This is a genomic window from Sciscionella marina DSM 45152 (assembly GCF_000379465.1).
GTDB lineage: Bacteria > Actinomycetota > Actinomycetes > Mycobacteriales > Pseudonocardiaceae > Sciscionella > Sciscionella marina.
On sequence record NZ_KB905394.1, the window covers coordinates 59,453 to 78,785 of the forward strand.

Consider the following 19,333-nt stretch of genomic DNA (forward strand, 5'->3'; position numbering starts at 1 on the left):
GGACTGCTGGACGAAGGCATCCACACCATCACCTACGACCAGCGCGACACCGGTGAGTCGATCAACTCCGCCACCCCTTACGGAATGGACGATCTCGCGACACTGATCCACGGGCTGGGCCACGCGCGCGCACACGTGTTCGGGGTGTCGTTCGGAGGCGCTATCGCCCTGCAGTTGGCGGTGTCCCGGCCCGGGGTCATCGCCACCCTGACGCTCGGCGCGACCCTGCCCAGGATTCACTTGGTCCCGAGGACCGCCGCCGGTGAGCTGACCGCGCTCCCACCCGAACAGCGCGACACGCGGATGCTCGACTTCGTGCTCTCGGAGAAAAGGCGGCGGGATCCCGGCCTGCTGGCCGAGACCCGCGGGATACTGGTGCACCAGCCTCCGGTCGAGGACGCCCGCCGGCTCGACGCGGTCAACGGCTTCGACGTCACCGATCGGCTCGCCACGATCACCGTGCCCACCCAACCCATCTACGGTGCCGAGGATCCCGCCGCGACCGCCGAGCACGGCCGTACTCTCGCCCAGGCGATCCCGGGCACGAAACGCATCGAGATCCTCCCCCGGATATGCCACGGCAGCACCCTGGAAGGCAAACACCAGGTCGCCGCTCTGCTACGCGATTTCGTCCTGCCCCACCCCCACTCGAGCTGATCCTGATGTCGGGACGGTCAGGCACTCGTCAAGGTGCAAACGGAATATCCGCATCGCTGCACACCTTTTCTGATCATGCGTATCCTCCGCACCTACGCCCGCGCCTATGTCGACGACCTGGATGCGGCACTGGCGTCCTTTACCGCGGTCACGGGCGAGCCGCCCGACACCCGCTTCACGATGCCGAACGGCCTGGAGCTGGCCACCGTTGGCCGCGTTCTGCTGGTGGCGGGTGATCAGCGAGCACTGGAGCCGTACCGGGCAACGGTGACTACGCTGATCGTCGACGACCTCGACGAGTGCCAGGAGCTGCTCGACCGGGCCGGAGCGCAGATCGTGCGCGGCCCGCAGACCGTACCCACCGGCAGGAACCTGACCGCCGAACTACCCGGTGGCGTCCGGGCCGAATACGTCGAGTGGAACAAAGCCCAATGGGAACGCGTCGGAGGCCGACCTGCCTGAGCGTTCTCATCCCGGATCGCTCGGGCCCTTTGGCAGCTCCCGCCGCCGCGGCGGCAAGAACCGGTTCCAAATCCTTTTTCACCACGTCCAAGCCACGCTTACACGCGATCCGGAAAGAATTCCTCATCAAATGGATCACACCCTCACGATCCTCGAGCGTCACACCGATCGGCCGTAGAACGCGGGACTCATCAGCTGACCATCGCGCCTTCACGACCACGGCATCAATGAACACGGTCGCGCGACATTCATCGAGTGGGCACGACCGTCATTCCGCCATCCCCGCGACCATCGTCCCGGTAATCCGAGATGCTGTCTCCTTACTGACTGAGACACCATGCAAAGTTCCACGTGCCAGGCATCCAGTAGATCGGCGGCAAGCCAGGCGAGGGCCATCACCGGCGCGGCGGTATTGGCCGAAACCTGGAACGGCAGAACGGATGCGTCGACGATCCGCAGCCCATCGGTACCGCGGACACGCAGCCGGGGGGCGAGCACATCGTCGTCGGCCGAGCCCATCGCGCACGATCCGACCTCGTGGTAGGTGCTGGCGCCGTGATGACGGGCGTAGTCGAGAGCAGCCGCTGAAGTGGAGGGGACCGCGCTGGTGGGATAGTCCTCCCCGTCGATCACCTCCGCAAGTGGTGTGGCAGCAAGGGGTGGTTCGTCGCGGTTCGGTTGCCCCTGATTCCCGTTAGGGTCCGGGTATGCCAGAACCCACGGACTACATCAGGTATCTAGAGCTCCAGCCTCTGCCCATAGAAGGTGGACTGTTCGGCGAGAGCTGGCGGTCCGCGGACGGGTCCGCGATCTACTATCTGCTCGTCGCCCCGGCGTATTCCGCGCCGCACCGACTCGATCGCACCGAGGTGTGGGTGCACCATGCGGGAGCGCCCGCTGCGATGTTGTTGCTGCACCCGGACGGCACCATCGAGCGTGTGGTGCTCGGCACCGACGTCTCCGCCGGTGAGCGGCCGCAGGTCGTCGTTCCGGCGGGAACCTGGCAGACCACCGTCACCCGAGGCGAGTGGAGCCTGTTCAGCACGATCGTCATCCCGGCCTACACCGACGACTGCGTCGAGTTCGCCTCCGCGGACAAGCTGGCGGAGCAGTATCCGGAAGCCGCGGCCGAACTGCACGCACTCCGCGCTCCGGCCGACTGAACGATTTCCCGAGTCATCTGTTCACACATCAAAGAGAGGTGACGCAACGCAGGAAGCGGCCCGACCCGTGACGGTTCACTGAGTACCGCTTGTTTCTTGGCGGGCCGGTACCGCATCCAGTACGAGTTCGATGGTGGCGAGGAAGCTTGCGCGGGTGAAGCCCGTGGGTTTGATGTGGCGGCTGTAGTGAGCCAATGCGGGATACTCTTCCGGGTCGGCGCCTACGGTGATCACCCGGAAGGTTTCCAGTCTGCGTTGTTGTTCGGCTGGGCCGCTGGTCTGCCTGGCCGCGTGTGCGGCGATGAGGGAGACGGACAAGGTCATCAGCCGGTGATACCACTCGGGGATGAGTTCCTCGGGCACCCCGGCGTCGCCGAGGGCTTGCAGGGTCTCCTCGATCACCAGCTGACTGCCCGGCCCGCTGCCCGGATAGTGGCTGGCGTCCTTCGCCAGCTGCGGCAACGCGGCATACGCGTCCCAGGAGCGCAAGGCCAGGTCCACCAGCCGCGCACGCCAGCTACCTTGCCGCCGGTAATCGTGCATGGCCTGGACCAGTACATGATCCACGATCGCGAGCATCAACTCGGTGCGGTTACGGAAGTGCCGGTACAGGCTGGAGGAATCGGCCCCCAGCTCACCGGCCAGCTTGCGCATGCTGAACACTTCGTCGCCTGCGGAACCGGAGAGCAGGTTCACGGCGGCTATGACATCGCAGCAGCCCACCGCTCGGAGGCTGTCCAGGGGCGTGCCCGCCAGCGGGACGGTGTCGGGTTACCCGGAAAGGAACCACTGTGACCATCGACGAACAGCCCACTGGCCTGCGACCGAGGCCGACTTTCCGGACCGGCAGCAGGTGGTGCGACGGTTCGGTGACCTTGCGCCGGACGGCACGACGAGCACGGTGGCACTGGCGCGCCTTTTCGAACATCCCCGTGTGGCTCTGCGCTTCCCGCGGTTCGACAAGCTCGTGGCCGAGAGCGGGTTCGGGCCGTTCCACATCCTGTTGGTCGGCCAGCGTGTCGAACGGTACTCGGCGTTCGGCGAGTTCGGTGGAACCGTCCGGATCGGTACCGGTATCCGGGCGATCGGGCGGTCTTCGTATACCTATGGTCAGGGCATGTTCTCCGACGGCCAGCCGGTCGCCACGGCCGAGGCCACCATCGTGCTCGCCGACAAGTCCGGCCCGATCATCGTGCCGGACGAGCTGCTCGCCGACCTCGAAGAGCTACGGCTGCCGGGAACAGATGTGACAGCTGCGTCGAAACCCGGTCCGCATCACCGAGAGCGGCACTACTACCCGGCCGCCGCCACCGTCCACGCCCGCGTCGGAGATGTCGATCTCAACCGGCACGTCAATTACATCGCTGCGCTGGGCTGGTACGACGAGGCGATCGCGTCGCACGCACACACCCTGCTGGGAGACGGTTCCCCAGGAAACTCCCGCGATTCCTTCCCTGGCACTACCAGGTCAACTACCTCGGCGAGGTCCGTTATCCCGGCACCTACGACATCGGGATCGCCGTCGACGAACACGATGAGCACACCGCGCACTACGAACTGGGCCTCTTCGACGGCAGCCAGTGCCTGGGGACCGCGGATGCCACCGCACCACGTGCTGCGCTCCCCGCCACCACGGAACACTGAGGACCTGTATGCGGGCACCTGGCGTGGAGCCGAAGACGGTTGTCAGTGTGCGGTGAGTCCGCCGTCGACGACGAGTTCGGTTCCGGTGACGAACGAGGATTCGTCGCTCGCCAGGAAGAGCATTGCGGGGGCGATCTCGTCGGGGCCGCCCGCCCGGCGCATCGGGGTGCGCAGGATGTCGGATTGCTGGTCACCCTGCTCGTCGAGCAGGTCCTGGATCATCGGGGTGGCTACCACCCCGGGGTGCACCGAGTTGACCCGGACTCCGCGGGTGGCGTACTCGACGGCGGCGGTCTTGGTCAGCAACCGCACCGCACCCTTGGTCGCCTGGTATGCGGCGGCGGCCCCGCTGCCGATGAGGCCGAGTACTGACGAGGTGTTGATGACCGAGGCGTTACCGGAGGCACGCAGCAGGGGCATGGCGGTTTTCATTCCGAGCCAGGTGCCGGTCTGGTTGACCGCGACCACCCGGTCCCAGTCGTCCTTCGTGGTGTCCTCGATACCGGGCCAGTCCACGACGCCGGCCAGGTTGACCAGGATGTCGAGGCGGCCGAAGCGCCGGCTCGCCAGATCGATTGCCTCGTCCCAGTTCTCCGGTGCGCGGACATCCAACCGGACCGCCAGCACCTCGGCGCCTTCGGCTTTCAGGCGCGCGGCGAGCTTGTCAGTGGTGTCGTGGTCGAGGTCGGCGACGATGAGGCCGGCTCCCTCACGGGCGAACAGTTCCGCGGTGGCTTGACCGATGCCGCCTGTCGCACCCGTGATCAGCGCGACCTTGCCGGTGAGGCGTCCAGACATGACGGCTCCTTGTCTCTCGTTGTGGTGTGTGTATGGATCAGGCGGCGGTGTAGCCGTCATCGGCCGCGCTGGTGACGACGCTCGAGCGAGGCCGGGCCAGGAAACCGATCACCTCGGCCACCTCTTCGGGTTGTGCGGCATGGCCCAGGGGCGGGCGTCGCCGAAGGAGCACAGGTACTCCCGGCTGTCGGCCCGGAAGTCGTCGAGCATGTCGGTCTCGACCACACCGGGGCGGAACACCTCCCTGGCGTGCAGAAACGTTCCCCGAGCGTTGACCGACATCAGCTCGTCCCAGTCGGCTGTGGTGTCCTCCTGGGACACACCACTGAGTCGGGCGGCCACCTCGTTCACTGCGAACGGGGTCGGTGCCCAGCACTCGCACATCACGGGCGTGCCGCACAGCGACCATGGCGCACCCACACCGCGAGCGGCGCCGGTGAGCAGTGCGACTTACCGTCCAGTTCACGACTTTCCGCGCTCATCGCCCTGCCCGCCCCCGGGTGATCGGCAGCGCACGCGCAGCGCCTCCCGGCATGCAGCCCGTGCTCGATTCGGCCAGCCGCGGGGACCCTCATAGCCCGCACGTCGCTATCACCTGTCATGCCGACCAGCATCGGCGGCGAGAACCAGCCCCGGCAGGACGAACGGTGCCTGGGTGTCCCACACCCAGGCAACCGGGCGGAGACCGACCTACCCTGGTGCCATGGCGAGCACTGAGCTGGGTGCGTTCCTGCGAGCGCGCCGCGCACAACGATCCCCCGGCAACGCCGACGTGCTCCACTCGGGACGCCGCAAGGTGACCGGACTGCGCCGCGAAGAAGTCGCCGTACTCGCCGGGGTGAACGTCGACTACTACACCCGCCTGGAACAGGGCCGTGAGACCCACCCGTCACCGCAGGTGCTCGACGCGCTCTGCCGTGCACTGGATCTCGGACCCGACGCTCGCGACCACCTGTACCGGCTGGCGGGCGCCACGCCGGCCACCACCTCCGTTCCGGAACACCGCACCGTGAGCCCCGAACTGCGACAGCTCATGGACGGCTATCCGCAGACCCCTGCGTTCGTGCTCGATCAGCGGCTGGACGTACTGGCCACCAACACCCTCGCCGACGGGCTGTTCTCACCGTTCGGCACGGTGGACAACCTCGCCCGCATGACTTTCCTCGACCCCGCCGGACGACGGTTCTACGCACGCTGGGAATGGACCGCGCAAGCCGTCGTGGCGAACCTGCGGGTAGCCGCGGGTTACGACCCCGAGGATCCCGCTCTGCAACAGCTCGTGGCCGAACTCACCGAAGGCAGCGCGCAATTCCGGACTCTGTGGGAAACCCATCAGGTGCGCGGCAAGACCCGCGAACCCAAACACCTCGTGCACCCCGACGTCGGCCCGCTCACCCTCACCTACCAGGCATTCGACGTACGTGACGCCCCCGGGCAGCAACTGATCATCTATCACGCCGACCCCGGCACACCCAGCGCCCACGCCCTCGCGCTGCTGAGCAGCCTCCACGCCACCGCACACCACGCGGATACGGTCGAGAGCTGACTGGCGGTAATTTCTCAGGTAGCCACTCGGGTAGACCAGATGTATGCCTCGGATGTGCGATAGGGAACGTTGTGCGATCGTCCGGCACCGGAGCCGTACCGGATGCCAAGGGCAAGACGGCGCGCCGAGCTCACCAATCCGCGGCTCGGTTTCACCCCGACAAGGTGACAGGTCGCGGCCGGTGTGCGGATCGAGCCTGCCCCGTCACTACCATGAGCCAGGGGTAGCAGCCCGGCGGCCACGGCCGTTGCGGCACCGCCGCTGGACACCGAGCCGACCATGGCAGGCCTCTCAGCTTTGCTGAGAAGACCACTCAGACAGGGCTGCCTCGTCGTGATGCGGCGGAGATTCCGTTGGACGAGCCGTCGTGCGAAGCCGCATCGCACAACCGCAACAACAGCACTCGCCTATTGATCCGCAATTCGTCGATTATCGAGGAATTCCCGATACCTGGATCGCACTTTCTTTTCCGCACCGGAAGTGCCACGGTAGTTTCGGACAATACCCATCGGAACCAGATTGGGAATACAGTTATGCGCACTAATCTCCGGCGCGGAATCGCGTCCTCGGTGATCGCGCTCGGCCTGCTCGCGGGCGCGGGTGTACCGGCACTGGCGGCGACCGGCGGCGGCACCGGCGATGGCGGTGATCCCGCGATCGTGGACGAGCCGGACACCAGCGGTCTGCACGATATCTGGACCGACTACACGGTGCTCGGGGTCCCGGTCGTCGGGCTGATCCAGTCGGTCGCCGAAGTCCCCGGCAAGCTGCTGCCTTCCGGGAACTGAACCGCGCACCGGGGCCGCCGCACCATACTCGGTGCGGCGGCCCCGACTTTCTTGACCTCAACCGTGTAGCACGGTCAGCAGCTTGTTCACCGGGGCGAGCAGCGCGGTCGGCACGCCCACGGTGGGGCCGAGCACGCCGCCGAGGTCGCCCCCGGGCACAAGCCAGACCGCGGGACCGTCCTGGGCCGCGGGCTGCGCGGCACCGGCCGGCCCGGCCGCTCCGGCAAGCGCCGCCACGGCGATACCGCCGCCGACAAGGATACGCGCGAGACGTCGTTTCATGGGTGGATACTCCTCACTGTTGTTGCGGATCAGGATTCAGCAGACCGAATCCGTCGGTTTGGGATTCGTCAGTCCGAAAAGCGGGCGCAACGCTATTCCCGCATAGGTCCCGCCGATGGCCATGATTCCCCACAGCCAACCGTGTAGGCTGAACGAGGCGATTCCGGAGAAATAGGCTCCGATATTACAACCGCCCGCCATCCGCGCACCGAATCCCATCAGGATTCCGCCCAGCACGGCACCGAGCGCCATCCGTGGCGGGACCCTGCGGTGCAGCACGAAGGCACCCGCAAGGGCGGCGGCGATGAGCGCGCCGATCATGATGCCGAAGTCCATCACCGAGGTCTTGTCCGCGAGCACCGAAGCATGCAGGGACTTGGCGTTCTTCGCCACCTGCCAGTACGGAGCTCCGGAGATGTCGATACCAAGCCAGCCGAGGATTTTCGCGCCCCACAGGCTGAACGCGGATGTGATGCCCCATGGCCCGCCGGAGACGAACAGGGTGACGGCGTTGAGCACGGCCAGCGCGATCGCACCCGCCCACAGTGGCCAGGAACCGCGTAGCACCCTGGCGATCCCCCACGCCGAGGGCGGTGGCTGCACCGGTGGTGGGCTGCGCCGCCGTTGCACCCACCGCGAGGCGAGCACCACACCCGCGATGATGACCAGCGAGATCAGCAGCGCACCCGGATAGCCGAGCGGGGTGTCGGCGAAGGACACCGTCGGACCCAGGTTCTGCAGCACGGTGATCCAGTTCGCGGCGAAGGCGCTCGCGATCGAACCGAGGATGAACCCGCCGAGCGTGTACAGGATCGCGGTCTGACCGCTGCCGACCGCGAACAGCGTGCCCGAGGCGCAGGAACCGCCGACCTGCATGCCGACCCCGAACAGGAACGCGCCGAGGATCACCCCGACCCCGGCGGGCATGACAAGTCCCTCCGGCCGCCCGGAAAGCCCCGCCCCGAATCCGAGGATCACCGCGTACAGCGCACAGGCGACCGCGAGCATCAGCATGTGCGCCCGCAGCGCGCTGCCCTGGCCGACGGTGACCAGCTGCCGCCACGCCGAGGTGAACCCGAACCGGGAGTGGAACAGCACCAGGCCGAGCAACAGACCGACCGCGTACAGCAGGGTCAGTTTCCAGCCCGCCGCGTTGAACACGGCGAGGCCGAGCGCAACCGCCAGCACCAACCCCACACCGACCACGCCCGCCCGGGCCGATGGCGCCCGCGCCGCGGGAGCGGGCAATCCGAAACTACCGTCGATCGCTGTCATAGGCGTCCCTTTCTGTTCTCCCAGCGGCGGCGGTCAACGGAGCACCCCGGTGACCGGAACGATCGTTCCGTCCGGGATCCACTGCCCCGGATACGGTTTCCCCATGTCTCCCATGGCATCCATCGGCATCGCGTTCACCTGCGCGCAGCCGTAGATCTGCAGCCCGCTGTCCACCGGTGCGCTGGTCTCGGCCGCCCAGGAACGGTAGGCTGCGGTGGACGGATTCTCCCCGCCGAACAGGTTCTCCAGTGCCACGGAGAATTCCAGCGATTCGCGCACCCGCGGGTCGAATCGCAGCGGCAACTCCGAGGTCGGCACCGAATTCACGATCGGCGCGTTGAGCAACCAGGGGGCGAGGTAGTTTCCGTAGGCGTAGAGCGGATTTTCCTGCTGCGCGCGCCGGGTGCGCACCAGGGTGCCGGTCGCGTGCTCCCACCCGGAGACCACCAGCAATGCGCCATCGGGACGCGGATGATCGGCGATCACGACTCCGCGCCGTGCGGCCGCCGCACGCACGATCCGTTGTGCCGCGGTGGACCGTGCGCTCGCATCACCGGCCAGAGTGATCACCCGCGCCCCACGACCGGCCAAAAAGCCCACGGTGGTACGCAGATCCCGCGCATCACCCGGGGAGAGCGCATCGGCGGGACAGGTGTGCAGCACGTTCCGATTGCCGGTGACCAGGGAACCGAGTGCGGCACTCGCACATTCCGGTCCGTCCGGTCCGACCGCCTGCGGCAGTGCGGGCCCGGTTCCGGTGTCCACTCCCACTTCCTCGCCGCCGATGGTGAGCGTGCTGCGTCCCGCGGGCAGATTCACCTTCGCCCAGCTGCCCTCGGCTCCCGGACGGGAATCGGCGCGTACCCGGTGACCGTCCTCGCCCGCGACGGTGAGGTTGCGGCCCGCGGAATCCGGGAAGTGCACGAGGTTCGGTCCTGGCCGGTTCGGGGTGACCAACAACGGCACCTGCTTTTCCGCGAGCTGCACGTGGGTGAGTTCGGGGACCCCGGGCGTGGGCAGCGCGCCGGGTTCGGGGATCGCCGCGACCGCCGTCCACGCGCCGAAGCTGAGCACCACGGCGATCGCCGCCGCACGGGAGGCGATCCGCGCGTACCGCCGCAGCAGTAGGGCGATGAGCACCAGCACGGCAAGCGCCGCTCCGGCGAACATCACGAGCCCGTACGCCGTCTCGTAGAGCCGCCGGTCGAACGCGATCCCGGAGGCGAGCAGCTGCCCGATCCCGGTGACCGCGAGCACCGCGGCGGCGCTCAGGCCAAGCGTCCGCACCCGCGAGCGGTCCAGCCGCCAGTCCTGAATGTCCACGGTGGCCAGATAACCGGCCGCGCCGAGCAACACCACCGCGGCGAGGACGAAGAACAGGTCCAGCACGAACCACAGCCCGCCGGCGGCTTCCTGTGATCCCTCGGCGATCAGCAGGCCGGTCAACAGCACCGAGATCACCGCGACCGGCCGGGGTTTGCCGAGCAGCGCGGCGATCGCGACGGTGAGCACGATCTGCACGACCGTCACCACGATCCCCGCCTGCGCGAACGCAACCGACAGCGCGTCCGCGAGCACGGCGATCCCGGCCGCGATCCACACCGACACCGCGGTCCGCCTCGTGTGTGTGCGTATGGCTGGCCGCAGCAGTCCCGACCCGGCGACCACGGCGGTGGCCACCAGGAGCACGATTCGCAGCAGCACCGCGAAGGTCGGGGTACCGGCGTCGGCGGCCTGCGCCGCGTGATCCATACCCGGCATGTCCATGACGACTCCAAGCTCGGCGGTCGGTGGTGCAGGAAGCCCCGGCACCACCGACCGGTTTTCGTTGCCAGTGACCTACTTCAGATCCTTGTCGGCGACGACGAACAGTTCGGAGTGCGGTTTCGCGTATCCGAAATCGCCGTGTGGCCAGGATTTCCGGTTAAAGTCGACACCGACCTGGCCGGTGTTCTCGTCCCGGAAGTCCTTGTCCACGGACAGCTTCCCGTTCTTACCGAGGCCGAGCATCCACACCTTGTGGTCCCCGTCCAGCCCAGAGCGGGCCACGAAGTAGTCCGAGGCGGCGATGCGTGATGGCTGCTCGGTTTCGTGGTAGTAGCCGTCCTTTCCGGTCTGGAAGTTGTCGTAGGCGCCCCAATGCGGGCCCTGACCGGCTTCATCCGGGTTGATCCCGGCCGCCCCGGCCAGCGTCGGGCAGTCACCGCTACCGCCCTGTTCGGCCTTGGCCTTGGTGTCGATGGCGCACTTGACATCATCGCCGGCACCGATCAGCTTCTGGATGTTCAGCGTGTAGACCCCGCCGCTGGTACCGGGATCGCTCGGGCCGAGCGTGCCCTTCGGGCGTCCGATGACCGCGTGGTACAGGAACTTGTCGTCCGGGCTCACCGCGACCCAGCCGCCGTTGGTGCCGGATCCGATGTTGTCGTTTTTCGGACCGAACTTCTTGCCTGCCGTGCCGTCGTCCCAGACCTCGCGCCACTTCGGCTTCTTCGCCGTGATGTCCGGCGTGTAGAAGATCGCGCCGCCCTGCATGGTCTGCGCGAAGGCACCCTTGTGGCCCGGTTTGTGCGTCACCCCGTTCTCCATCACCGCACGGCTTTCGTTGTGCAGCGGGTCCTTCGGATTCGACCGGGGACCATCGGGCAGGTATGCCACCGACTTCAGCTTCGGGTGGTTGCGGTCGGCGATGTCCCAGGTCCGGATCGTCGGACGGCGCAAGTACGGCGAGGGCTGCTTCACCGGGTCGAGGATGATGTTCCTCGGCTCCACGTAGTCACTGGTGACCATGGTGTTCAGGTCCTCGCGCACCTGGATGCCGTGCGGGTTGGCACAGGTCGCCTTGCTCAGCTGCGGCAGATCGTCGCAGAGCTTCTGGTTGTCGCCCTGCGGGGTGGCCGCGGAAACCTGGGAGAGTGCCTTGCCCTTCTGGTCGAAGCGCACCACCTCCCCCGGACTGCCCGCGAACCCGTTGGAGATCACGGTTTTCCCGTTGCTGTCCACATAGGGACCGGGAACCACCGGGCCGCCCATATACGTGCCGTAGGCGGTGCCGTCCTTGAGCGTGTCGTACGCGTCCGGAACCGAACCGCCGAGCGTTTGGGTCGGCAGGCTCACCCCTTTGAGCTGCAGTTTGGGCAGCGCCGAGACATCGAAGGCGTAGGTGGCCGCGCTGAACAGCCCACCCGCGTAGATCGTGTTGCCCTTGTGCCAGGTGTACTGCATGTGATGCGGCTCGTTCTCCACCAGCGGCCCCACGGTGGCCGTGTTGACCACCTTGCCGTAGTCCGGGGACCCCTTCGTCGCATCGATGACCGCGAGGAAGTCCGGCCCCGGCAGGGCGTTCTTCACCTTGTCCAGGCCACCGCCGAGGGATCCGGGCAGCCCCTTGATGTCCTTCACCGCGGTATCGGCGACATTCTCGTCACCGGCCCAGACCAGCAACCATTCCTTGCGCTTACCTCCGGTATCACCCTTGGCCGCCAGATTCGCCGGGGCCAGGTGGTTTTGCACCCAGTAGTCCCTGCCGTCCGCAGCCTTCGTGTGCTCGGTCGAGACCTGCACGGCCGCACCGGCCGATTGCGTCCCGGGAAATGCCGCGAGGCCGATACCGACCACGGCAGCGGCGAGTACGGCAGCAACCTTGGGCCATCGTCGCGAGGTTTTCACCATCCACTCTCCATTTTCAGATTCCAGCGGCGTGCGAGGGCACGAACAACTCGCCCGCCCGGTGGGGATATGACGGAAACAGATACTTCGAATTACCGCGAATGCAGAACCGACACGGCGTTCACTGACAGAGCGCGCTCGCCGTGCGGCACAGGTCCGCATGAATCCGCGCTACCAGGAGCGTACGAAGCATGGGTGAATATTTTCGCCCCGCGCGGGTGATGTCAACGTGTCCCAGCGTCGTCGTCATCACCCGATCAGGCGTACAAACCGGAGAATAACGATCATATTCGCAGCTCACGAACTGACCATGAACGCTCGGAAAAGTTCCCGCACAACCAGGACTGTTATAGTCCTGTTATATGCTTATATGCGAGTATATCCGAGTCCGAACAAATCGAATCGATGGATTATTGCTGTAGCGGTGTTCTGGTGAGTACCACCGCGAAACCGATCGCCAGTCCCATCACCGCGAGCTCGACGACCGCGAGCCGGGCGAATCCGCCACGCGCTCCGGAGAGCACCCCGGGAAGAACACGATAACGCATGGCTGTCCCGATCCCGCTCAACGCGAGCGCACAGACCAGTTTGGCACACAGCAACAGACCGTAGTCGTTCCGGAAAAGCGCGATATACCAGGGAATCCCCGGAACCGCGTCCAGCTGCAGCAGCCCGAAACAGACCCCGGTGACCGCGACGAGGGCCAGACAGATCCCCGCCACCGTGGAGAATCGGTCGAGCACCACCGCCGCCGGATCCCTGGCCGAGAACAACACCGCGAGCAGACCCCCGGTCCAGACCAGCGCGCCGAGCACGTGCAGTTCCATCGCCACGATGCCGAGCCGGCCACGCCAGTCCGGCTGATCGATGGCATGCCCGACAAGAGGAAGAACCAGTACCGTGGCACCGGAGAGCAACAGCGGCAACGTGGGCGCGATCCCGCCACCCCGACGTGCGTCCAGGACCGCGAGCACCGCAAGCGCCACGGCGAGCGCGAACAGGAACACCTGTGCCTTCCCCGCGTCGACCAGTGCCACGTACTCACCGATCGAAGCCAGGGTGACCGGGCGCTCCGGGCGGAAATCCGCGCTCTGCAACACGAGTTGACCGAGTGCGGAAGCACCGAGTATCAGCGCGGCACACGCGGCGATGGGCTGGGTTCCCGCCTTCGCGGCCCGCAGCGCGGGCAGCAGGTGCACACCGAGCAGCACCAGAGCGGCGAGATAGAACACCCCGCGCAGCACGGAGATCCCGACCCCGACGGCCGCTGGACTGTTCGGGATCCCGGGCACCGCGCTGGGAGCCGTAACCACACCGACCAACGCCGCGGTCAGCGTCACCACGAAGGCGAGGACCACGAAGGGCAGTGCGCGCACTACTTCCTCACGGGCCGGGTCAGTCGCAGCGCCAACCCGATCGCGACCGCCAGCAGCACCACGACACCGACCGCCCAGACCCAGACCGGTACCCCGCCGCCGGTATCGGACTGCCCGGCCTGCTCCGGGGCAGCGGGTGTGCCGTGGCCCGGCGCGCTCAGGGTGAACGTCGCGGTACCGGAAACCGGGTGCCCGTCCGCCGAAATGACCCGGTAAGCGATCGTGTAGCGCCCGGCTGGGCCGAGCTCGCGAAGCGGCACTCGCACACTGTCACCGTCCACAGTGGCCAGACGCTGCGCCTGCCACTGGCTGTGCCCGTCCGGGCCGAGCACGGAGATTCGGTTTTCCCCTTGTTGCACGGGTTCACCGAAGGTGACCGATACCTGCTTCGGAGAACTGCCGACCGTGGCACCGTTTCCCGGGCTCGAACCGACAAAGGTGTTGTGCGCGAAGGCGGGAGCGGTGAGCCCGGTGAGTCCCAGGACCAGCGCGGCCAGCAGCAGTGCCCGCTTCATCGGTTCACCCTTCGCTGGCGCAGCAGTACTCCGATCGCGAGCCCCAGTCCGAGTACCCCGATCCCCACGCCGAGCCCACCGAGCAGCCGCGCGATCCCGTCACCGGTTCTTTCGTCCTGGGCGGTGGTCCGCGGGCGGGACGTACCGGCGACCGTGATCTGCGGGGCCGGATGGTCCGGTTCCGCGGCACCTGCCCTGGCCGGGGTCGCCCAGTCCACCACCCTGCCGTTGTCGTAACGCTGTTCGGTCGGCAGGTGGAGGACATCCGTGTCCGGCGGCAGCGGGCCCAGCGACAGCCAGAAGGTCTGGAACTGCCCCGGCGGGGTGCCCGCTCCGGGATCCGCGGTGAAACTCACCGTGCTCGGCGCTTCCGTGAGCGTCAGCTTGCCCTCCCGTTTCGGCTGCGGCAGCCGCCGCTTCGTCACCTGCGCCCGCCAGCCGGGGACCGGTTGCGTGGACACCTCCGCGAGCGGATGCTCCGCGGGCAACCGGAGCACGATTCCGGTGCTTCGCGCCGACTCCTGTTCATTCGGCACCCGGAGCACCACCGTCGCATAGTGTCCCGGCGCCGCGGAGCCCCAGACATCCGCGCGCACGTGTGCCGAAGCCACCGGGGCCACGCCCAGCAACACCGCACCGGTCAGCACTGCCGCCGAAAGTCCACTTCGAACAGTCTGCATACCACCGCCCCGATCCCGATTCGCGTACAGCCGCGCAGCGTAACGAGCACGGGCGGATCGGCGAACCGGTTCCACAGGACAGGAAATGCTCGCAGACAGCCACATCTGGGAATGTCGAAACACCGGTGGATCCGCTCTTGGAGCGTGTCTCGTATGGTTTTCGTGGTTGGCAGTGCGTGATCGTGTGTCGTGGTCGATGCGTTGTCCCGGCGGCTGGTGCCGGATGAACTGGGGGCTCCGGTCGACGACCGGGCCGTGTTCACGACGATGGTGTACATGCTGACCAGCGGATGCTCTTGGCGAATACTGCCACCGTCGCTCGGGGCACGGTGCCGACTGCGCATCGACGGTTCACCGAATGGACCAAGGCCAGTCTATGGCCCCGGCTGCACCGCACCGTCCTGGACGCGGCATCGATTCGCGCGAAAAAAGGGTTCATGACCGGCCGGATCCGGTCGACCGCGGCAAGCCCGGAAACCCTTGGTCATGGCGATCCCGGCCGGAACCCCGCCGCCGCAAACCCAGCACGCTGCACACCGACAAGGCCGACGATCACACCGACCTGCGGGACTGCGTCCGTGACCGCGGCATCGTCGTCCGTATCGCCGGCAAAGACGTCGAGTCCAGCAAAGAAGCTCGGCGAACCGCTGGGCATCGAACGATCCACCGCCGCCACCGTCACCCGCCACGAGAAACTCTCCCATGAGACACGCTCTGAACCACGGCGCGCTCTCGACTCAGCGCACAAAACGGCCAGGTCGATTCCGGTCGAGAATCATCCTCCGCCGCATGGCTCACCCCGAACCAGGCCACGGGCTACCGTTCCCTTGTTGACGCATACCGATATGGGTATATGATGGTTTCTGTGGCACGAGCAGCAACGACGTCGGACGTTTTCAACGCGATCGCCGAGCCTCAGCGCCGGGAGATCCTGATGCTGCTGCGTGCCGGTGAGCGCCCGGTGACTGATCTGGTCCGCGAACTGGGCTTGCCGCAGCCGAGCACGTCGAAGCACCTGCGCGTGCTGCGGGAAGTCGGGCTGGTGCGGGACCGTCAGCAGGGCAAGCAGCGCCTCTACTGTCTCGATGCCCGGGGGCTGCGGCCGATCCACGAGTGGACGGGCGGGTTCGAACAATTCTGGAATGAGAGCTTCGACCGGCTGGACGCATACGTGCAGGCCTTGAAGCAGGAGAACCGGGGGGATAGCTGATGAGCAGCAGGAGACCAGACCCGTCGTCGGGGCAGTCCGCGACGGCCGACCGAGAGATCGTGGTCTCCCGGACAATCGGCGCGCCACGGAAGCTGGTGTTCGACGCGTTCACCGAAGTGCGGCATCTTTCGCAGTGGTGGGGACCAAAAGGGTTCACCACCACCACGCGGGCGTTCGAGTTCCGCGTCGGCGGCGTGTGGGACTTCGTGATGCACGGCCCGGACGGCACCGACTACCCCGAGTGGATCACCTGGACAGAGATCACCCCGCCGGAGCGGATCGCAATGCTTCACGGCGAGCATCGCGACGATCCGGACGCGTTCGAGTCGGTCCTGACGTTCACCGCCGATGGGGACGTGACCACGATCGAGATGCTCACCGTCTTCCCGACCAAGCAGCTGCGCGACGAGGCGATCGAGAAACACGGCGCGATCGAAGGGGGCAGGCAGACATTGGGCAACCTTGCGGCGTATGTCACCGACTCCGTGCATCAGGGAGCCGAGGGCTGATGGCCAGCAAGGTGTTCTTCAGCGTGTCGATGTCCTTGGACGGATTCATCGCCCCCGAGTCCCCGGAAGAGCTGATGGGAAAGCAGTGGATGGAGCTGCAGGCTTGGGTCTTCCGGCTCCAGTACTTCCGGGACAGTCTCAACCTGCCCGGCAAGGGCGAGGTAGGCCGCGACAACGACATCGTCCGGGAAACCTTCGAGCGCACCGGCGCGAACGTCATGGGCAAGCGGATGTTCGACGCCGGCGAGCACTCCTGGCCCGAAGAGCCGCCCTTCCACACCCCGGTCTTCGTCGTCACCCACGAGACACGCGAGCCATGGGAACGAAAGGGCGCCACCACCTTCCACTTCGTCAACAACGGCGTCGAAGCGGCGATCGAGCAGGCACGGAAAGCCGCCGGAGCCCAGGACGTCCGCGTCTCCGGCGGTGGCCAGACGATCATGCAGTGCCTCAACACGGGCTTGATCGACGAGTTCACGGTCGCTCTCGCACCCGTACTGTTCGGCAAGGGCATCCGACTGTTCGAAGGCATCGACGCCAGCCGCGTAGCGCTGCAGCAAGTCAGTTCAGAGTCCACATCCTCACTGACCACTCACCTGACCTACGCCGTACAGACACGGAAAGAATGAAACTCAACAGACCCCGACCAGCCCCCAGAGACGCCCTGATCTGGATGGTCTTCGGCTACCGGGCGGCGAGGCATCCACTGGTCGCTTGGTGAGGTCAGGTCAGCCAGCGGTTGAGAGTCTCGACGACGCAGGCGGGCTTGCCGCCGTCCGCGGTCTCGGCGGTGATCAGGATCGTGGCCTGTACACCGCCCGGGATGTCGTCGCAGGCGAGGATTTCGCCGCGACCGCGAATCTGCGAATCGACAGGTACCGGGGCAGGGAACCGGACCCGGTTCGCCCCGTAATTCACGCCCAGGCGCACGCCCTCGACGGCGAGTAGTTGTGGCAGGAAGTAGTTGCACAGCGAGAGGGTCAGATAGCCATGTGCCACAGTGCAGCCGAACGGCGAGTCGCGCGCCCGCTCAGGATCGACGTGTATCCACTGATGATCACCAGTGACATCGGCAAACATGTCGATGCGCTGTTGGTCGATCCGCAGCCATTCCGTCGGGCCCAGCACCGCGCCGGTGGCGGTGCGCAAACCATCGATCCCCTTGACGACCAGCGGTCCCATGGTGACTCCTCCATCGATTGTGCCCATCCGGTGAATGACAAACACCCTATGTCAAGCAGGCACCCGGCCACTCCCTGCGATTCGAGCAGACCGCGCTTGACTGCTCGGCATTGGAACCGAGGTGCACGACTCATCGACAAGACACTTGATCGGACGGTCCCCGACCGGCACCCGTTGCGCACGTTCGTGCCATCCCGGTCGGGGCTGTCCTGGTCAGCTGTTTGAGCAGCCCGTCCGGACCAGTCAGATCGAGAACCTGCTCACGGGCCCGCGCCACCACCTGCGCGGCCGGCTGTTCCTGCGCAGACCGCGCACCTTACCCGAAGGAGTGTGCACAGTATCCAGCGTCATCACTCATCGTGCCCATCTCACCGAACCGAAACCCAGCGTGTCGAGCCGAGAACACCGCTCCTGACACGGTCCCGATCGAGGTATCACGGATCCTGAAAAATTGCCCCTTTTGTGACTCCTTGGGTTCAAAGAGTCGGTGCACCACAAGCTGAATGACCTTGACGACGGCATTGTACGGCCAAGGCGGAAGCTCCGGAGATGTCGGACGCGCAGCAACACGAGGCGAGGGATCGGCGAGGCGAGGTGAGCCCGTGCAGCAGATCACTGCGCCGGCAGGAGGCGGGCTCGATTCCCGGCTGACAGCGTCCAGGCTTTGGATCCCCTGCCGCACAACACTTCCGGACCCGCTCGACCACTCAATGTGATCGAGCGAGACCACGGAACGCCCTACTGCGTCAGTTGCCGACACTGCCCTTGCCATTGAGCGCATCGGACAACGGCCCCAGCGGCGGAGCCCACTCCCTGATATCGGCAGTGGCCACGACACCGGCTTTCGTATAAGGATCCTCGTCGACGATCGTTTGTACACCGGCACGATCTTCTGAGCGGAAAATCAGAAGCCCACCCGGATCCTCGGTGGGTGCCCATGCACCCGCGACGAGCAACGTGCCGTCGGCGAGTGAACTCAGGTAGTCGCGGTGGACCTGCCGTGTTTTCTCGCGCAACTCCGAGTCGCTGGTATACGAATAGATCACCACATAGGTTTTGGACACACCACGATCATGACACACGAATCGGCGCAGTGGAGCCACGATGGGGCTGCAACTCATCCACAGACGCCTCTCATGAGCAAAACCGATACCAGAGTTCGACAACTCGTATTGGCCTACTGAGCCCGTGTCTCCCACACTGGACACAGGAAGACCGTGGCAACATCATCGGGCAAACGCCGTGGTCCGAGCAGCACCGATTTCGAACATCCGAATCGTGAGCGGCCTGATCAAATGAAGCGGAGGGCCCGTGCCGGGTCAGGAGACCGATGTTGTCATCGTCGGCGCAGATCAACCCGGCGTCGCCACGAGTAAGCACTTGAGCGCACGAGGAATTTCCCATCCGGGTTTCACGGTCGAAACGTCCGCAGGAAACCTCCGTGCTTGTCACGTGGTGACGGCAACCGGCCCGTTCCAGAAACCACAAATCCCCCGCACCATTCCGGACGACGACAACATATAACAGATCCACTCTGTCGCCTATCGCAGACCGGAGCAACCCATCGCAGGAAACGT

At 66.2% G+C, this 19,333-nt stretch carries 22 protein-coding genes and 2 pseudogenes; 9 read left to right on the top strand and 15 right to left on the bottom strand.

Annotation, left to right across the window (positions count from 1 at the left end; translation table 11 throughout):
- Positions 1-27: 27 nt before the first annotated feature.
- Both A37U_RS44585 and A37U_RS0121645 read left to right on the top strand, forming a co-directional pair.
- Entirely contained in the window at positions 28-657 is a 630-nt protein-coding gene (locus tag A37U_RS44585) for an alpha/beta fold hydrolase (protein WP_240437639.1), read from the top strand.
- A gap of 33 nt (positions 658-690) precedes the next feature.
- Complete coding sequence (locus A37U_RS0121645) at positions 691-1,119, top strand: VOC family protein (protein ID WP_205622986.1); 429 nt, start codon at positions 691-693, stop codon at positions 1,117-1,119.
- A 210-nt stretch (positions 1,120-1,329) separates the two neighbouring features.
- Here A37U_RS0121645 and A37U_RS0121650 read toward each other — a convergent pair whose 3' ends face one another.
- Entirely contained in the window at positions 1,330-1,752 is a 423-nt protein-coding gene (locus A37U_RS0121650; protein WP_020498776.1) for a GMC oxidoreductase, read from the bottom strand.
- A 74-nt stretch (positions 1,753-1,826) separates the two neighbouring features.
- Here A37U_RS0121650 and A37U_RS0121655 point away from each other — a divergent pair, with 74 nt between their 5' ends.
- The gene (locus A37U_RS0121655) at positions 1,827-2,282 is read left to right on the top strand and encodes a cupin domain-containing protein (protein ID WP_020498777.1); all 456 of its coding nucleotides are present in this window, start codon (positions 1,827-1,829) and stop codon (positions 2,280-2,282) included.
- A 75-nt stretch (positions 2,283-2,357) separates the two neighbouring features.
- Here A37U_RS0121655 and A37U_RS0121660 read toward each other — a convergent pair whose 3' ends face one another.
- From A37U_RS0121660 to A37U_RS0121685, 3 genes are all read right to left on the bottom strand, one after another.
- The gene (locus tag A37U_RS0121660; RefSeq protein WP_020498778.1) at positions 2,358-2,978 is read right to left on the bottom strand and encodes a TetR/AcrR family transcriptional regulator; all 621 of its coding nucleotides are present in this window, start codon (positions 2,976-2,978) and stop codon (positions 2,358-2,360) included.
- Positions 2,979-3,968: 990 nt separating this feature from the next.
- A complete protein-coding gene (locus A37U_RS0121675; RefSeq protein ID WP_020498780.1) occupies positions 3,969-4,724 on the bottom strand; it encodes an SDR family NAD(P)-dependent oxidoreductase in 756 nt (251 codons plus the stop codon).
- 108 nt (positions 4,725-4,832) lie between these two features.
- Entirely contained in the window at positions 4,833-5,075 is a 243-nt protein-coding gene (locus tag A37U_RS0121685) for a hypothetical protein (protein ID WP_240437635.1), read from the bottom strand.
- A 352-nt stretch (positions 5,076-5,427) separates the two neighbouring features.
- Here A37U_RS0121685 and A37U_RS0121690 point away from each other — a divergent pair, with 352 nt between their 5' ends.
- A complete protein-coding gene (locus A37U_RS0121690; protein WP_020498781.1) occupies positions 5,428-6,270 on the top strand; it encodes a helix-turn-helix transcriptional regulator in 843 nt (280 codons plus the stop codon).
- Positions 6,271-6,392: 122 nt separating this feature from the next.
- On the opposite strand, the pseudogene A37U_RS53790 reads toward A37U_RS0121690, so the two are convergent.
- A pseudogene (locus A37U_RS53790) lies at positions 6,393-6,539 on the bottom strand (amidase family protein); the annotation flags it as partial.
- Positions 6,540-6,803: 264 nt separating this feature from the next.
- Here A37U_RS53790 and A37U_RS0121695 point away from each other — a divergent pair.
- Positions 6,804-7,058 (top strand): hypothetical protein, encoded by a 255-nt coding sequence (locus tag A37U_RS0121695; RefSeq protein WP_020498782.1) that lies wholly within the window; start codon positions 6,804-6,806, stop codon positions 7,056-7,058.
- A 57-nt stretch (positions 7,059-7,115) separates the two neighbouring features.
- Here A37U_RS0121695 and A37U_RS0121700 read toward each other — a convergent pair whose 3' ends face one another.
- From A37U_RS0121700 to A37U_RS0121730, 8 genes are all read right to left on the bottom strand, one after another.
- Positions 7,116-7,340, bottom strand: a complete 225-nt coding sequence (locus A37U_RS0121700) for a hypothetical protein (RefSeq protein WP_020498783.1) — start codon at positions 7,338-7,340, stop codon at positions 7,116-7,118.
- Positions 7,341-7,376: 36 nt separating this feature from the next.
- Positions 7,377-8,615 carry a YeeE/YedE family protein gene (locus A37U_RS0121705; RefSeq protein ID WP_020498784.1) on the bottom strand — a complete coding sequence of 413 codons (1,239 nt, stop codon included), beginning with the start codon at positions 8,613-8,615 and terminating at the stop codon, positions 7,377-7,379.
- 33 nt (positions 8,616-8,648) lie between these two features.
- Positions 8,649-10,382: a hypothetical protein gene (locus A37U_RS0121710; RefSeq protein ID WP_020498785.1), complete on the bottom strand. Its 1,734-nt coding sequence runs from the start codon at positions 10,380-10,382 to the stop codon at positions 8,649-8,651.
- 72 nt (positions 10,383-10,454) lie between these two features.
- Positions 10,455-12,287 carry a hypothetical protein gene (locus A37U_RS0121715; protein WP_051111705.1) on the bottom strand — a complete coding sequence of 611 codons (1,833 nt, stop codon included), beginning with the start codon at positions 12,285-12,287 and terminating at the stop codon, positions 10,455-10,457.
- Positions 12,288-12,405: 118 nt separating this feature from the next.
- A complete protein-coding gene (locus tag A37U_RS54945) occupies positions 12,406-12,534 on the bottom strand; it encodes a putative leader peptide (RefSeq protein WP_420806253.1) in 129 nt (42 codons plus the stop codon).
- A 160-nt stretch (positions 12,535-12,694) separates the two neighbouring features.
- Positions 12,695-13,660 (bottom strand): copper resistance D family protein, encoded by a 966-nt coding sequence (locus A37U_RS0121720; protein WP_020498787.1) that lies wholly within the window; start codon positions 13,658-13,660, stop codon positions 12,695-12,697.
- Complete coding sequence (locus tag A37U_RS0121725) at positions 13,660-14,175, bottom strand: copper resistance CopC family protein (protein WP_020498788.1); 516 nt, start codon at positions 14,173-14,175, stop codon at positions 13,660-13,662. Before A37U_RS0121725 ends, A37U_RS0121720 begins: the two co-directional genes overlap by 1 nt.
- Positions 14,172-14,855 carry a YcnI family copper-binding membrane protein gene (locus A37U_RS0121730; RefSeq protein ID WP_026197475.1) on the bottom strand — a complete coding sequence of 228 codons (684 nt, stop codon included), beginning with the start codon at positions 14,853-14,855 and terminating at the stop codon, positions 14,172-14,174. Before A37U_RS0121730 ends, A37U_RS0121725 begins: the two co-directional genes overlap by 4 nt.
- 189 nt (positions 14,856-15,044) lie before the next feature.
- Here A37U_RS0121730 and A37U_RS53795 point away from each other — a divergent pair.
- The 4 genes and pseudogenes from A37U_RS53795 to A37U_RS0121750 all read left to right on the top strand — a co-directional run.
- Positions 15,045-15,528 (top strand): annotated as a pseudogene (locus A37U_RS53795) (transposase); the annotation flags it as partial.
- 192 nt (positions 15,529-15,720) lie between these two features.
- Positions 15,721-16,065: an ArsR/SmtB family transcription factor gene (locus A37U_RS0121740; protein ID WP_026197476.1), complete on the top strand. Its 345-nt coding sequence runs from the start codon at positions 15,721-15,723 to the stop codon at positions 16,063-16,065.
- Positions 16,065-16,574, top strand: coding sequence for an SRPBCC family protein (locus A37U_RS0121745; RefSeq protein ID WP_040588398.1), 510 nt, complete (start codon positions 16,065-16,067; stop codon positions 16,572-16,574). The genes A37U_RS0121740 and A37U_RS0121745 overlap by 1 nt, the downstream gene beginning before the upstream one ends.
- Positions 16,574-17,203: a dihydrofolate reductase family protein gene (locus A37U_RS0121750; protein ID WP_020498793.1), complete on the top strand. Its 630-nt coding sequence runs from the start codon at positions 16,574-16,576 to the stop codon at positions 17,201-17,203. Before A37U_RS0121745 ends, A37U_RS0121750 begins: the two co-directional genes overlap by 1 nt.
- Positions 17,204-17,297: 94 nt before the next feature.
- Here the strand turns inward: A37U_RS0121750 and A37U_RS0121755 are convergent, their stop codons facing one another.
- Both A37U_RS0121755 and A37U_RS0121760 read right to left on the bottom strand, forming a co-directional pair.
- Positions 17,298-17,723 carry a MaoC family dehydratase gene (locus tag A37U_RS0121755; protein WP_240437637.1) on the bottom strand — a complete coding sequence of 142 codons (426 nt, stop codon included), beginning with the start codon at positions 17,721-17,723 and terminating at the stop codon, positions 17,298-17,300.
- 779 nt (positions 17,724-18,502) lie between these two features.
- Positions 18,503-18,820 carry a YciI family protein gene (locus tag A37U_RS0121760; RefSeq protein ID WP_020498795.1) on the bottom strand — a complete coding sequence of 106 codons (318 nt, stop codon included), beginning with the start codon at positions 18,818-18,820 and terminating at the stop codon, positions 18,503-18,505.
- Positions 18,821-19,333: the final 513 nt, after the last annotated feature.

Excerpts from the sequence above, each read along its gene's own strand:
- A37U_RS0121675 (WP_020498780.1), bottom strand. The coding sequence starts at position 4,724 with ATGTCTGGACGCCTCACCGGCAAGGTCGCGCTGATCACGGGTGCGACA.
- A37U_RS0121725 (WP_020498788.1), bottom strand. The coding sequence starts at position 14,175 with ATGAAGCGGGCACTGCTGCTGGCCGCGCTGGTCCTGGGACTCACCGGG.
- A37U_RS0121745 (WP_040588398.1), top strand. The coding sequence starts at position 16,065 with ATGAGCAGCAGGAGACCAGACCCGTCGTCGGGGCAGTCCGCGACGGCC.
- A37U_RS0121695 (WP_020498782.1), top strand. The coding sequence starts at position 6,804 with ATGCGCACTAATCTCCGGCGCGGAATCGCGTCCTCGGTGATCGCGCTC.
- A37U_RS54945 (WP_420806253.1), bottom strand. The coding sequence starts at position 12,534 with ATGACGACGACGCTGGGACACGTTGACATCACCCGCGCGGGGCGAAAA.
- A37U_RS0121655 (WP_020498777.1), top strand. The coding sequence starts at position 1,827 with ATGCCAGAACCCACGGACTACATCAGGTATCTAGAGCTCCAGCCTCTG.
- A37U_RS0121690 (WP_020498781.1), top strand. The coding sequence starts at position 5,428 with ATGGCGAGCACTGAGCTGGGTGCGTTCCTGCGAGCGCGCCGCGCACAA.
- A37U_RS0121700 (WP_020498783.1), bottom strand. The coding sequence starts at position 7,340 with ATGAAACGACGTCTCGCGCGTATCCTTGTCGGCGGCGGTATCGCCGTG.
- A37U_RS0121715 (WP_051111705.1), bottom strand. The coding sequence starts at position 12,287 with ATGGTGAAAACCTCGCGACGATGGCCCAAGGTTGCTGCCGTACTCGCC.
- A37U_RS0121705 (WP_020498784.1), bottom strand. The coding sequence starts at position 8,615 with ATGACAGCGATCGACGGTAGTTTCGGATTGCCCGCTCCCGCGGCGCGG.
- A37U_RS0121710 (WP_020498785.1), bottom strand. The coding sequence starts at position 10,382 with ATGGACATGCCGGGTATGGATCACGCGGCGCAGGCCGCCGACGCCGGT.
- A37U_RS0121750 (WP_020498793.1), top strand. The coding sequence starts at position 16,574 with ATGGCCAGCAAGGTGTTCTTCAGCGTGTCGATGTCCTTGGACGGATTC.
- A37U_RS0121730 (WP_026197475.1), bottom strand. The coding sequence starts at position 14,855 with ATGCAGACTGTTCGAAGTGGACTTTCGGCGGCAGTGCTGACCGGTGCG.